The organism is Streptomyces sp. NBC_00820 (genome assembly GCF_036347055.1).
In the GTDB taxonomy this organism is placed as follows: domain Bacteria; phylum Actinomycetota; class Actinomycetes; order Streptomycetales; family Streptomycetaceae; genus Streptomyces.
The window spans coordinates 5,666,611-5,680,092 of sequence record NZ_CP108882.1 but is presented as its reverse complement, the minus strand read 5'-3'; the positions used below and the strand labels follow the sequence as shown (position 1 = coordinate 5,680,092).

The 13,482-nt window shown below is 71.2% G+C and carries 9 protein-coding genes; 2 read left to right on the top strand and 7 right to left on the bottom strand.

Annotated features, from left to right (window positions below):
* Nucleotides 1–3 precede the first annotated feature (3 nt).
* Nucleotides 4–579, bottom strand: coding sequence for a TetR/AcrR family transcriptional regulator (locus OIB37_RS25750; protein ID WP_330459976.1), 576 nt, complete (start codon nucleotides 577–579; stop codon nucleotides 4–6).
* 97 nt (nucleotides 580–676) lie between these two features.
* Between OIB37_RS25750 and OIB37_RS25745 the strand changes: the two genes are divergently transcribed.
* Entirely contained in the window at nucleotides 677–2,209 is a 1,533-nt protein-coding gene (locus OIB37_RS25745; RefSeq protein WP_330459975.1) for an MFS transporter, read from the top strand.
* 94 nt (nucleotides 2,210–2,303) lie between these two features.
* On the opposite strand, the gene serA is transcribed toward OIB37_RS25745, so the two are convergent.
* From serA to OIB37_RS25715, 6 genes are all read right to left on the bottom strand, one after another.
* Nucleotides 2,304–3,893, bottom strand: a complete 1,590-nt coding sequence (gene serA, locus OIB37_RS25740) for a phosphoglycerate dehydrogenase (RefSeq protein WP_330459974.1) — start codon at nucleotides 3,891–3,893, stop codon at nucleotides 2,304–2,306.
* A 255-nt stretch (nucleotides 3,894–4,148) separates the two neighbouring features.
* On the bottom strand, nucleotides 4,149–5,147 hold the full coding sequence (gene ilvC, locus OIB37_RS25735; RefSeq protein WP_330459973.1) for a ketol-acid reductoisomerase: 999 nt from the start codon (nucleotides 5,145–5,147) through the stop codon (nucleotides 4,149–4,151).
* Between the two features lie 119 nt (nucleotides 5,148–5,266).
* Nucleotides 5,267–5,791 (bottom strand): acetolactate synthase small subunit, encoded by a 525-nt coding sequence (gene ilvN, locus OIB37_RS25730; protein WP_330459972.1) that lies wholly within the window; start codon nucleotides 5,789–5,791, stop codon nucleotides 5,267–5,269.
* A gap of 21 nt (nucleotides 5,792–5,812) precedes the next feature.
* A complete protein-coding gene (locus OIB37_RS25725) occupies nucleotides 5,813–7,678 on the bottom strand; it encodes an acetolactate synthase large subunit (protein ID WP_330459971.1) in 1,866 nt (621 codons plus the stop codon).
* Between the two features lie 277 nt (nucleotides 7,679–7,955).
* Entirely contained in the window at nucleotides 7,956–10,967 is a 3,012-nt protein-coding gene (locus tag OIB37_RS25720) for a putative bifunctional diguanylate cyclase/phosphodiesterase (protein WP_443058286.1), read from the bottom strand.
* Nucleotides 10,968–11,376: 409 nt separating this feature from the next.
* Complete coding sequence (locus tag OIB37_RS25715; RefSeq protein WP_330459969.1) at nucleotides 11,377–12,318, bottom strand: 2-hydroxyacid dehydrogenase; 942 nt, start codon at nucleotides 12,316–12,318, stop codon at nucleotides 11,377–11,379.
* Between the two features lie 75 nt (nucleotides 12,319–12,393).
* On the opposite strand from OIB37_RS25715, the gene OIB37_RS25710 reads away from it, so the two are divergent.
* Nucleotides 12,394–13,392, top strand: a complete 999-nt coding sequence (locus tag OIB37_RS25710; RefSeq protein WP_330459968.1) for an aldo/keto reductase — start codon at nucleotides 12,394–12,396, stop codon at nucleotides 13,390–13,392.
* Nucleotides 13,393–13,482 lie beyond the last annotated feature (90 nt).

Below are 13,482 nucleotides of genomic sequence, written 5' to 3'. Positions count from 1 at the left end.
GGGTCAGCTCTTCGCGGCGGCCTCGATGATCTGGCGCAGCCCTTCGGTGAGCGCGTCCCCGTCGGGCGCCGTCTTCGGATCGAACGACCACTGGGCGATGAGGCCGGTCATCAGCGTGAGGTAGAAGCGGCCGAGCGTGTCCGCCCTCTCGTCGGAGACCTCCTCCTCGGGCACGCCCATCAGCAGCGCCACCAGCCCGCGCCCGCCCTCCCGCTGCGCGCGGGCCAGGTGCTCGCGCACCTCGGGCAGTTCGAGGGTCATGACCTCCATGCTCAGCCGCCACACCGAGCCGGGCTCCCGCATGGTGGCGACGATGTTCGACCACACCCACCGGAAGCGCTCCAGCGAACCGGGGACACCCTCGGCCTGCGGACCGTCCCCGTCGAAGTCGTCGGACACGTTCTCCACCAGTGCCACGTACGCCTGCGCGAGCAGCGCGTCCTTCGAGCCGTAGTGGTAGCCGATCGAGGCCAGATTGGTCCCGGACTCCTTCACGATGTCGCGCGCGGTCGTCCGCGCGAAGCCCTTCTGAAGCAGGCAGCGCTTGGCGCCTTCGAGCAGATCCTCACGGTGTCCCATACCGGCCAGCCTACCGCCGATCCATACACCCGTCCTAGACGGGTGACTTATACATTAGTTCTAGACAAGCGTTTAAGACGCCCGTACAGTCCTCGCCATGACGAACTCGACGAGCACGAACGTCCCGACGGGCGCCGTCGGCGCCCCCGTCCGCGCCGGCCGCCGTGAATGGACCGCTCTCGGTGTGCTGATGCTCCCGCTGCTGCTGGTCTCGATGGACGTCTCCGTCCTGTACTTCGCGTCCCCCGCGATCAGCGCCGACCTGCGCCCCAGCGGCACCCAGCAGCTGTGGATCTTCGACATCTACGGCTTCGTCCTGGCCGGCCTGCTGATGACGATGGGCTCGCTCGGCGACCGGATCGGCCGCCGCAGGCTGCTGCTCATGGGCGCCGCGGCCTTCAGCGCCGCCTCGGTCCTGGCGGCTTACGCGGACAGCGCCGGGACCCTGATCGCGGCCCGCGCGATCCTCGGCATCGGCGGCGCGACCCTGATGCCGTCGACGATGGCCCTGCTGCGCACGATGTTCACCGACCCCGGCCAGCGGGCGAAGGCGATCGGGCTGTGGTCCGGGGTGATGACGGGCGGCATCGCGCTCGGCTCGGTGATGAGCGGCGTCCTGGTCGAGCACTTCTGGTGGGGCTCGGTCTTCCTGGTCAACCTCCCCGCGATGGCCCTGCTGCTGGTCCTCGGCCCCTTCCTCCTCCCCGAGTCGAAGAACCCCTCCCCCGGCCGCTTCGACTGGCCGAGCGTGCCGCTGTCGATGGCCGCCGTGCTCCCCGTGGTCTACGGCCTGAAGGAGATCCCCTCCGAGGGCTGGCACCCGGGCTACGTCGCCTCACTGACGACCGGTCTGCTCTTCGCCGCGCTCTTCGTCCACCGCCAGCGCACCGCCGCCTCCCCGCTGATCCCGCCGGCCCTGCTGCGCGGCCGCGGCTTCACCCCGGCGCTGGTGCTGACCCTGGTCTCGGCGTTCGGCATGATGGGCTCGGCCATCTTCACCACGCAGTACCTGCAGTCGGTCCTCGGCAAGAGCCCGCTGCAGGCCGCGCTGTGGAGTCTGCTCCCGTCGGTGCTCATCGGCGTCGCCGGCCCGGTCACCGGAGCGCTCGTCGCCCGTGGCGCGAACCGCGGTCACGTCGTCGCCACCGGCTTCGCCGTCTCCGCCGCCGGGTACGCGCTCCTCGCGCTCACCGGCACCGACTCCCTCTGGCTGGTCCTGGCCGCCGCCGGTGTCCTCGCCTGCGGGGTCGTCATGGTGATGTCCCAGCTGACCGACCTCGCGATGAGCACGGCACCCGTGGAGCGCGCGGGCACGGCCTCCTCGCTCCTGGAGACCGGCACGGAGTTCGGCGGCGCGCTCGGCATGGCGGTCCTCGGCTCCGTCGGTACGGCCGTCTACCGCCACGGGATGCCCGCCTCGGCCCCGGCCACGGCGCGTGAAACCCTGGGCGGCGCCCTCGCGACAGCCGCCCACCTCCCCGGCAGTACCGGTCAGGCGCTGCTGGCCTCGGCACGGGAGGCGTTCACCAGTGGGATGCACGGGGCGGCGATCGCCGGAGGGGTGCTGCTGGCGTCGGCCGCGGTGGGGGCGGCGGTGACGCTGCGGAAGATCGAGACCGACGGCAGCTGACACGCACGACAAAGCGCCGGGTGAGCTGAGACAGCTCACCCGGCGCTTTGCGGTTCAGGCCTGAGAAAGTCGGCCCGTCCGGCGGAACAGCACCTCAGACCAGGTTGACCGAGCGCGCGGAGGTCGCTCCGATCTCCTCGCCGAGCTCGGCCAGCACAGTGGCGCCCACCGTGTCGTCGACCGTCAGGACGGCCAGGGCCTCGCCGCCCACGCCCGCGCGAGCGACCTGCATGCCGGCGATGTTGATGCCCGCCTCGCCGAGGATGCGGCCCACGGTGCCGACGACACCGGGACGGTCCTCGTAGCGCAGGACGACCATGTGGTCGGCGAGCGCGAGGTCGACGTCGTACTCGCCGACCGCGACGATCTTCTGGACGTGCTTGGGACCGGCCAGCGTGCCGGAGACCGCGATCTCCTCGCCGGTACCGAGCGTGCCGCGCACGGTGACCACGTTGCGGTGGTCGGCGGACTCGGAGCTGGTGGTCAGGCGCACCTCGACACCGCGCTCCTGCGCGAACAGCGGCGCGTTGACGTACGACACCGTCTCGTCGACGACGTCCTCGAAGACACCCTTGAGCGCGGACAGCTCCAGCACCTTCACGTCGTGCTGGGTGATCTCGCCGTAGACCTCGACGTCCAGGCGTACGGCCACCTCGCCCGCGAGGGCGGTGAAGATGCGGCCGAGGCGCTCGGCGAGCGGCAGGCCGGGCTTGACGTCCTCGGCGATGACACCGCCCTGGACGTTCACCGCGTCCGGCACCAGCTCACCGGCGAGCGCCAGACGCACCGACCTGGCGACCGCGATGCCCGCCTTCTCCTGGGCCTCGTCGGTGGAGGCGCCGAGGTGCGGGGTGGCCACGACCTGGTCGAACTCGAACAGCGGGGAGTCGGTGCACGGCTCCTTGGTGTACACGTCCAGGCCCGCGCCCGCGACCCGGCCCTCCTTCAGCGCCGCGTACAGCGCCACCTCGTCGACGATGCCGCCGCGGGCCGCGTTGACGATGCGCACGCCGGGCTTGGCCCTGCGCAGCGCCTCCTCGCCGATCAGGCCGAGGGTCTCGGGGGTCTTGGGCAGGTGGACGGTGATGAAGTCGGAGACCTCCAGCAGCTCGTCCAGGGACAGCACCTTGACACCCATCTGGGCGGCCCGCGCGGGCTGCACGTAGGGGTCGTAGGCGACGACCTTCATACCGAAGGCGGACATGCGCTGCGCGACCAGCGCGCCGATGCGGCCGAGGCCGACGACGCCGAGGGTCTTCTCGGCCAGTTCCACGCCGGTGTACTTGCTGCGCTTCCACTCGCCGTTCTTCAGCGCCGAGTTCGCCTGCGGAATGTTGCGGGCGGTGGCGAGGATCAGGCCGCAGGCGAGCTCGGCGGCCGTGACGATGTTGGAGGTCGGGGCGTTGACGACCATCACGCCGGCCTTGGTGGCGGCGGCGACGTCGACGTTGTCCAGGCCGACACCGGCCCGCGCGACGACCCGGAGCTTCTTCGCGGCGGCGATGGCCTCGGCGTCGACCTTGGTGGCGGAACGGACCAGAATCGCGTCGACGTCGGCGATGGCGGGGAGCAGCTCGGCCCGATCGGCACCGTTGCAGTGCCTGATCTCGAAGTCGGGACCAAGCGCGTCGACGGTCGCGGGCGACAGCTCTTCAGCAATGAGTACGACAGGTTTCGAGCTCACGTGAGTCCTCACAAGTCCAATGCGGACGGCCGTCCCGACGGCCGCTGGCGGTGGAGGGTGCTAGCCGCGTGGAAGACGCACGACACTGTGGGCCTGACGCGTATGTGTGCAGCAGTGTAATGGCGCCACGGTCGTCGTTTTGCGCCACTGCGGAAGGATCACCCGGACGAGAAACTCCATTGTGTACGGGGTCTCCCTGGGGCGGGCCGGTGGTGGTGCCCCCGGCCGGGGACGCACCACCACCGGGCGGGGCGCTCACGCCTCGTCGTTCACCCACGACATCAGCTTGCGCAGCTGCTTGCCGGTGGTCTCCAGCAGGTGCTCGGAGTCCTGGTCCTTGTACTCGTTGTACTTCTTCAGACCGCCGTGGTACTCGTCCATCCAGTTCTTGGCGAAGGTGCCGTCCTGGATCTCGGTGAGGACCTTCTTCATCTCGGCCTTGGTGGCGTCGGTGATGATCCGCGGGCCGGTGATGTAGTCGCCCCACTCGGCGGTCTCGGAGATGGACCAGCGCATCTTCTCCAGGCCGCCCTCGTACATGAGGTCCACGATCAGCTTCAGCTCGTGCAGGCACTCGAAGTAGGCGATCTCCGGCTGGTAGCCGGCCTCGGTCAGGGTCTCGAAGCCCGCCTTGACCAGGGCCGCGGCGCCACCGCACAGGACGGCCTGCTCACCGAACAGGTCGGTCTCGGTCTCCTCGGTGAAGGTCGTCTTGATGACGCCGGCACGGGTGCCGCCGATGGCCTTGGCGTACGACAGGGCCAGCGCGAAGGCGTCGCCGGAGGCGTCCTGCTCGACGGCGACGATGCAGGGAACGCCGCGCCCCTCCTCGTACTGGCGGCGCACCAGGTGGCCCGGGCCCTTGGGGGCGACCATGCAGATGTCCACGCCGGCCGGGGGCTTGATGAAGCCGAAGCGGATGTTGAAGCCGTGGCCGAAGAACAGCGCGTCGCCGTCCTTCAGGTGCGGGGCGATGGACTCCTCGTAGACCTTCGCCTGGACCGGGTCCGGGGTGAGGATCATGATGACGTCGGCCTCGGCGGCGGCCTCCGCCGGCGTGACCACGCGCAGGCCCTGCTCCTCGGCCTTGGCCCGGGACTTGGAGCCCTCGGGCAGACCGACACGGACGTCGGCACCGGAGTCCCGCAGCGACAGGGCGTGGGCGTGGCCCTGGCTGCCGTAGCCGATGACCGCGACCTTGCGGCCCTGGATGGTGGACAGGTCTGCGTCGGCGTCGTAGAACAGCTCGGCCACTTTGGGTTCTCTCCTTGGTGTGCAGATGATGCGTCCCACCGTATTGCGGTGAGGGGAAGGGAAGTCCGGGGGTCTCGGCATCCGGTCGGCGGGTGTTGTCCCGGCCGACCGGACACCGCTCAGGCGGACCGGTCGAGTGCGCGCAGCGACCGGTCGGTGATCGAGCGGGCGCCGCGTCCGATGGCGATCGTGCCCGACTGGACCAGTTCCTTGATGCCGAAGGGTTCGAGCATCTTGAGCATGGCGGACAGCTTGTCGCCGGAACCGGTGGCCTCGATGGTGACCGCCTCCGGGGAGACGTCGACGGTCTTGGCGCGGAACAGCTTGACGATCTCCACGATCTGGGAGCGGGTCTCGTTGTCGGCGCGCACCTTCACCAGAACGAGTTCGCGCTGAACGGCCTGACCGGGCTCCAGCTCGACGATCTTCAGCACGTTGACGAGCTTGTTGAGCTGCTTGGTCACCTGCTCCAGCGGCAGGTCCTCGACACCCACCACGATGGTGATGCGGGAGATGTCGGGGTGCTCGGTGACGCCGACCGCGAGCGAGTCGATGTTGAAGCCGCGGCGGGAGAACAGGGCGGCGATCCGGGCGAGGATGCCCGGGGTGTTCTCCACCAGGACGGAGAGCGTGTGCTTGGACATGATCTTTTACGTCTCTCTCGCTCAGTCGTCTTCGTTGTCGCCGAAGTCGGGGCGGACGTCCCGGGCGGCCATGATCTCGTCGTTGGAGGTGCCGGCGGCGACCATCGGCCACACCATCGCGTCCTCGTGGACGATGAAGTCGACGACGACGGGGCGGTCGTTGATGGAGTTCGCCTCTTCGATGACCTTGTCCAGGTCCTCCGGGCGCTCGCAGCGCAGGCCGACGCAGCCCATGGCCTCGGACAGCTTCACGAAGTCCGGCACGCGCGTGCCCCTGGCCTCCGGGTCGGCGCTGTCCGGGCCGGAGTGCAGCACGGTGTTGGAGTAGCGCTGGTTGTAGAAGAGGGTCTGCCACTGGCGGACCATCCCGAGGGCGCCGTTGTTGATGATGGCGACCTTGATCGGGATGTTGTTCAGGGCGCAGGTGGTGAGTTCCTGATTTGTCATCTGGAAGCAGCCGTCGCCGTCGATCGCCCAGACGGTACGGTCCGGCCGGCCGGCCTTGGCGCCCATGGCGGCCGGGACCGCGTAGCCCATGGTTCCGGCGCCGCCGGAGTTCAGCCAGGTCGCGGGCTTGTCGTACTGGATGAAGTGCGCGGCCCACATCTGGTGCTGGCCGACGCCGGCGGCGAAGATCGTGCCCTCGGGCGCGAGCTGTCCGATGCGCTCGATGACATGCTGCGGGGCGAGCGAACCGTTCTCGGGCTGGCCGTAGCCGAGCGGGTAGGTGTCGCGCCAGCGGTTCAGGTCGCTCCACCAGGCCGCGTACCGCGTGCGGGCGGCCTCGCCCAGGCTGCCCTCGCTGTGCTCCTTCTGCACGGCCTGGACCAGGTCGGCGATGACCTCGCGGGCGTCACCGACGATCGGCACGTCGGCCTCGCGGTTCTTGCCGATCTCGGCCGGGTCGATGTCGGCGTGCACGATCTTGGCGTACGGGGCGAAGCTGTCCAGCTTGCCGGTGACGCGGTCGTCGAAGCGGGCGCCGAGGGCGACGATCAGGTCGGCCTTCTGCAGCGCGGTGACGGCGGTGACCGCACCGTGCATGCCCGGCATGCCCACGTGCAGCGGGTGGCTGTCGGGGAACGCGCCGAGCGCCATCAGGGTCGTGGTGACGGGCGCGCCGGTGAGTTCGGCGAGGACCTTCAGCTCGGCGGTGGCCCCGGCCTTCAGGACGCCGCCGCCGACGTAGAGGACGGGCCGCTTGGCGGCGGTGATCAGCTTGGCGGCCTCGCGGATCTGCTTGGCGTGCGGCTTGGTCACCGGGCGGTAGCCGGGCAGGTCCATGACCGGCGGCCAGGAGAAGGTGGTCCGCGACTGGAGGGCGTCCTTGGCGATGTCGACCAGGACCGGGCCGGGGCGGCCGGTGGAGGCGATGTGGAAGGCCTGCGCGATGACCCGGGGGATGTCCTCGGCCTTGGTGACCAGGAAGTTGTGCTTGGTGACCGGCATCGTGATGCCGACGATGTCGGCCTCCTGGAAGGCGTCCGTGCCGATCGCCTTCGCGGCGACCTGGCCGGTGATCGCGACCAGCGGCACCGAGTCCATGTGCGCGTCGGCGATCGGCGTGACCAGGTTGGTCGCACCCGGGCCCGAGGTGGCCATGCAGACGCCGACCTTGCCGGTGGCCTGCGCGTAGCCGGTGGCCGCGTGGCCGGCGCCCTGCTCGTGGCGGACCAGCACGTGACGCACCCGGGTGGAGTCCATCAGGGGGTCGTACGCCGGGAGGATCGCACCGCCGGGAATGCCGAATACCGTCTCAGCGCCGACCTCCTCGAGGGAGCGGATCAGGGACTGCGCACCCGTGACGTGCTCGACGGGCGCGGACTGCTGTCCTCCGGATCGGGGCCGCGGCTGCGGATGGTTGGCCCCGGTGGCCTGCTCGGTCATCGTCATTCTCTTCTCGATGCTGAGGGTTTTTGCGAAGTTTGAGCGGATTTGGAGCTGAATCGGAGTGGGGTCGGAGCGGGTGCCGGGCGCCCCGCGAGGGGTGCTCATGCAACAAAAAACCCCTCGTGCCGCAAGGCAAGCGAGGGGAGCGCGTCGGTGAGGTCGCTGGGGTTTTCCGGATCGTCGTCCGGTGCATCCCAGTTCAGCCGACGCGCTGTCCAAGTACGAGAATTCGGGTGCGCATGGCACTGACCCTCCCCCCGGCACGCACCACGTGTCAAGTAGGTGGGACGGGAGTCTCATTATGTGAGCGAAGGGCACTTCCACCTCCGAAGACAGTGGACACGCCCCCTGTGTACACCCCCGCACCCCCGCCCGCGAAGGCCGGTTCGGCCGGTGCGTGCGGTACCGGATAGTGGCCGGAAGCGAGCGCCCTGCGCAGCCGGTACTCGTCCACCGGACCCGCGAACGCCATGCCCTGCCCGTGGGTGCAGCCCATCTCCCGCAGCGCGACGACCTGTTCCGGGAGATCCACGCCCTCGGCGACGGACTGGAGCCCGAGATCGCCGGCGATGCGCAGCAGCCCGCTGGTGATCTTGCGCAGCCGGGGGGACTCCACGACGCCCTCGACCAGGCTGCGGTCGAGCTTGAGGATGTCCACGGGCAGCCTGCGCAGGGCCGTGATGGCCGCGTAGCCGCTGCCGAAGCCGTCGAGCGCGATCCGCACCCCGAGCCGGTTGAGCGCGGTGAGTCTGCGTTCCAGCTCGTCCAGGGAGATCCGGGGGTCGGTGTCGGTCAGCTCGACGACCAGCGCCCCGGGCGGCAGCGCGTGCCGGGTGAGCAGCGCCTCGACCGAGCCGAGCGGCAGGGAGCGGTCCAGCAGCCGCCGGGCGCTCATCCGCACGGCCACCGGGACGACGAGCCCCCCGGCGGCCCGCTCGGCGGCCTGCTCCACGGCCTCCTGGAGGATCCAGCGCTCCAGCTCCGCAGTCTTGTCCCCGTCCTCGGCGACCCGCAGGAACTCGGCCGGTGTGAACAGCACCCCCTGGGAGGAGCGCCAGCGCGCGTGCGCGGAGACCGACGCGATCCGGCCCTTCTCCAGGCACACCACCGGCTGGTGCAGCAGCGCGAACTCGCCGTCGTGCAGCGCGGCGCGCAGCCGGGTGGCCAGCTCCGCCTTGCGGACGACGTCCTGCTGCATCTGCGGCCGGTACAGCTCGACGCGCCCCTTGCCGCCCGCCTTCGCGCGGTACATGGCGAGGTCGGCGTTGCGCAGCAGCTCGCCCGCGCCGAGGCCCGCCTCGGCGAAGGCGACGCCGATGGAGGCGTTGACCCGGACATCGTTGCCGCCGATGGCGTAGGGCTGGGAGAGGGTCAGCCTGAGGCGGTCGGCGAGCTCCAGGATGTTCCGCTCCCGGGCGGCCCGGTCACGGGTGCCGTCCCCGGCGATCAGGGCCGCGAACTCGTCGCCGCCCAGCCGGGAGGCGGTGTCCCCCTGGCGGACCGCGTCATGGAGTCTGCGGGCGGCCTGGACGAGCAGTTCGTCCCCGGCCTGGTGTCCGATGGTGTCGTTGACGGCCTTGAAGCCGTCCAGGTCGATGAAGAGCACGGCCGTGCCGCGCAGGACGGCGACCCGGTCGCCGGCGCGGCGCCCGGACAGGGCCTGCTGGACGCGCCGGGTGAACAGCGCGCGGTTGGGCAGGTCGGTCAGCGGGTCGTGCTCGGCGTTGTGCTGCAGCTGGGCCTGGAGCCGCACCCGCTCGGTCACGTCCCGGCTGTTGAAGATGAGGCCGCCGTGGTGGCGGTTGACGGTGGACTCGACGTTGAGCCAGCCGCCCCCTCCGGAGCGGAAGCGGCACTCGATGCGGGTGGTGGGTTCCTCCGGCGGGCTGGCGGCGAGGAACCGGCGCACCTCGTGCACCACGCAGCCCAGGTCCTCCGGGTGGATCAGGCCGGCCAGCTCGGTCCCCACCAGGTCCTCGGCGGGCCGCCCGTAGACCCCGGCGGCGGCCGGGGAGACGTACCGGAGGATGCCGTTGGGTGCGGCGATCATGATGACGTCGCTGGAGCCCTGCACCAGGGAGCGGAAGTGGTTCTCCTTCTGCGCCAGTTCCTGGGTGAGGGTGATGTTGTCCAGCAGCATGATCCCCTGCCGGATGACCAGCGCCAGGACCACCGCGCCGGCGGTGATCAGCACCACGTGGTCGGGCCTGCGGCCGTTGAGGACGTTGTAGAGGATGCCCAGGGTGCACACGGCCGCGGCGAGGTACGGGGTGAGGGCGGCGAGGGATCCGGTGAGCGGCCGGCCGGCCGGGTAGCGGCCGTGTTCGGCGCCCGACGCGGGCGGGGGCGTGGGGCCGGAAGCCGACGCGGCGACCGTGCCGCGCTGTCCCGGCACGTGCTCGTGGACCACGCGCGTGTACCCGTCCGGTACGTGCCGCTCGGCGTCTCGCGTCCCGTGACGGCGCGGGGCGGCCCAGGGGGCGTAGGCGAGCAGCAGCGAACCGGCGAACCAGCCCGCGTCCAGAAGCTGTCCGGAGCGGTAACTGCTGTGCAGCAGCGGTGAGGTGAACAGCGCGTCGCACATCACGGTGAGGGCGAGCGCGCCGATCGCGGTGTTCACCGCGGTGCGGTTGCCCGGACTGCGCCGGAAGTGCAGCGCGAGCACCATGCTGACGAGCGCGATGTCGAGCAGCGGGTACGCCAGCGACAGCGCGGTGTGCGCCACGCTCGGCCCGTCGAAGCCGGCGGCCTGCGCGAGCGCGAGGCTCCACGACAGGGTGAGCAGCGAGCCACCGATCAGCCAGGCGTCCAGGGCCAGACAGATCCAGCCCGCGCGGTTCGCCGGCCGTTTGGCGAGGACCAGCAGGCCCACGATGGCGGGCGGCGCGAAGCACAGGAAGAACAGGTCGGCGTAGCTGGGGCTGGGCACGTCCTGCCCCAGGACGACCTCGTACCATCCCCAGACCGCGTTGCCCAGGGCCGCCATCGCCGAGGACAGCGCGAACAGCAGCCAGGCGGGGCGGAAGCGTACGCGCGCGCTGCGCGCGTACAGGAAGCAGGAGACCGCGGCGGTGCCGGCGGCGGCGCTCAGCCCGAAGTCGCCCATGATCAGCGCGACTTGGTGGGAGCCCCAGTCGAAGGCCGACCCGATGCCGTAGGCCGCGCACACCAGGGCGATGGCGAGCTGCTGGATCAGCCGGGAGGCGTCACCGGTGGTCCGCGGGCGGGGCGGCGGCGCACCCGGCGGGTGGTCCGCGCGCGGTGGCCCGTCGAGGGTGGTCGTCATGGACGGCGTTGCGTTCACCGGGGCCTCCCGGATCGCGACGTTCCCGGGTCCCGCGGGTCCCGGTGCGTGTGCCGCCTGCGGCCGCCCGGCCTGCGGCGGTGACTGTGCTGGCCGTGCTGACCGTGATGGCTCGTGTGGTGGCCGCGTCTGCGCGCGGCCGTGCGACAGGGTCGCCGTCGGCGGCTCCGCCGCGTCGGATCGTTCGTCCATAGGCCGTGCATCGCCCGTCGCCCCCCTCACCAATCTGACTGTCCATCCCCGGCGCCGAACGGTCGGCGGCGCAGCCCCTGTCGGGACGATACACCAGTATCGTCACTCAGGGACATAGTGTCTCTACGCTCCGTGACGACCAGCGGAGATGCGGGTACGCCCCGCATCCGGAGGATTGCGGAGGGTGCCCGCGAGCGCGTCACGCCCCCGTGGTGAGGATCACGTTCCGCAGCGGCTCGTGGTTCACGAATCGGTGCAACTGGTCCACGAGCAGCCGCTTCGCGCGCGGCATGAAGGCCGAACTGGGGCCGCCCACATGCGGGCTGATCAACACGCCGGGCGCGTGCCACAGGGGGTGTCCCGGCGGCAGCGGCTCGGGGTCCACCACGTCCAGGGCGGCGGTGATGCGGCCGCTCTCCAGCTCTGTGAGCAGCGCTTCGGTGTCGACCACCGCTCCCCGGCCGACGTTGACGAGCAGGGCGCCGTCCTTCATGCGGCCGAGGAACCCGGCGTCGACCAGGCCCCGGGTCCGGTCGGTGAGGGGCGTGGACAGGATCACCACGTCGGCGTCGGGGAGCAGTTCGGGCAGGTCGGTGAGCGGGTGCACGGGACCGCGCACCGAGGTGCGCCGGGAGCGCGCCACGCGCGCCACCCGCGCGAGTTCGAAGGGTGCGAGCCGGTCTTCGATGGCGGCGCCGATGGCGCCGTAGCCGACGATGAGCACGGACCGGTCGGCGAGGGAGGGACGGAACCCGGTCCGCCAGTGCTCCTCCTGCTGGGCCCGGACGAACTGCGGGATGCCGCGCAGGGAGGCGAGGACCAGGGTGAGCGCCAGCTCGGCCGTGCTCGTCTCGTGCACACCGCGCGCGTTGCACAGCCGTACGCCGGGCACGATGGAGGAGAGGGCGGCGGTGACGTCGTCGACGCCGGCGGTGAGCGTCTGGATGACCTGGAGGTGGGTCAGCCGTTCCAGGGGGCGCACCTTGACCGGCCACCGCTTCATGTACGGCACCACGTACATCACGCAGTCCGCCGGGTCCCCGGGGAACTCCTCGGCGCCGTCCCAGAACAGGTAGCGCGGCCCCTCCGGAAGCCCCTCGATCTCCTCCGGCGGAATGGGCAGCCATACGTCAGCAGTCATGGCGAGGAGGCTATGTCAGGGGTGTGTTCGCGCAGAGGTTAGGTTGGGGGCCCGGAGAGGGAGGTTCACGAGCAGGTGGAGCGCAGGACGATCGGCGCGGGTGCGCTCGCGGTGGGGGCCGTCGGACTCGGGTGCATGCCCATGAGCTGGGCGTACGGCGGGTCGCGGCAGCGGGGCGAGGCCTCGCTCAGGACGGTGCACCGGGCGCTGGACCTGGGTTCGACCCTCCTGGACACGGCGGACATGTACGGCCCGTTCACCAACGAGCTGCTGCTCGGGCGGGTGTTGAGGGAGCGGCGCGCGGACGCCTTCGTGTCGACGAAGGCGGGACTGCTGGTGGGCGAGCAGCACATCGTGGCCAACGGCCGCCCCGGGTACGTGAAGCGGGCCTGCGACGCCTCGCTGCGGCGTCTGCAGACGGACGTGATCGACCTCTACCAGTTGCACCGCGCCGACCCCGAGGTCCCCATAGAGGAGACGTGGGGCGCGATGGCCGAGCTGGTGCGCGCGGGAAAGGTGCGGGCGCTGGGGCTGTGCGCGGTGGACGCGCGCGCGGGCCGCCGTTCCGCGGCCGGACCGCACGACGCGACGCTGCGCCGGCTGCGGCGGGTGCAGCAGGTCTTCCCGGTGAGCGCGGTGCAGGCCGAGCTGTCGGTGTGGTCGCCGGAGGCGCTCGGGGAGCTGCTGCCGTGGTGCGAGGCGCGGGGCGTGGGCTTGCTGGCGGCGATGCCGCTGGGCAACGGCTTCCTGACCGGCACGCTGACTCCGGGGGGCGGTTTCGAGCCGGACGACGTGCGGGCCCGCCACCCGCGCTTCACGGCCGAGATGATGGCGGCCAACCAGCCCATCGTCGCGGGGCTGCGCCGTATCGCGCGCCGGCACGGCGAGCACGTCACCCCGGCGCAGGTGGCGCTGGCGTGGGTGCTGGCCCAGGGCCGGGGCGTGGTCGCGCTGCCGGGCACCAAGCAGGCGCGCTGGGCCGAGGAGAACGCGGCCGCGGCCGGACTGCGGCTGACGGAGCTGGACCTGGCGGAGGTGTCCCGGCTGCCCGCCGCACGGAAGTCCTGGGACTGAACGATTCCGCATGAGGTCGGCACGGATCGGGAACCCGGGCGGCGCGAGGGGTGTATGAGAAGGAGAAGCCGTCTTCGGGCCGCCGCTGCG

Excerpts from the sequence above, each read along its gene's own strand:
- OIB37_RS25715 (WP_330459969.1), bottom strand. The coding sequence starts at position 12,318 with ATGACTGCTGACGTATGGCTGCCCATTCCGCCGGAGGAGATCGAGGGG.
- OIB37_RS25750 (WP_330459976.1), bottom strand. The coding sequence starts at position 579 with ATGGGACACCGTGAGGATCTGCTCGAAGGCGCCAAGCGCTGCCTGCTT.
- ilvN (WP_330459972.1), bottom strand. The coding sequence starts at position 5,791 with ATGTCCAAGCACACGCTCTCCGTCCTGGTGGAGAACACCCCGGGCATC.
- OIB37_RS25720 (WP_443058286.1), bottom strand. The coding sequence starts at position 10,967 with ATGACGACCACCCTCGACGGGCCACCGCGCGCGGACCACCCGCCGGGT.
- OIB37_RS25725 (WP_330459971.1), bottom strand. The coding sequence starts at position 7,678 with ATGACCGAGCAGGCCACCGGGGCCAACCATCCGCAGCCGCGGCCCCGA.
- OIB37_RS25745 (WP_330459975.1), top strand. The coding sequence starts at position 677 with ATGACGAACTCGACGAGCACGAACGTCCCGACGGGCGCCGTCGGCGCC.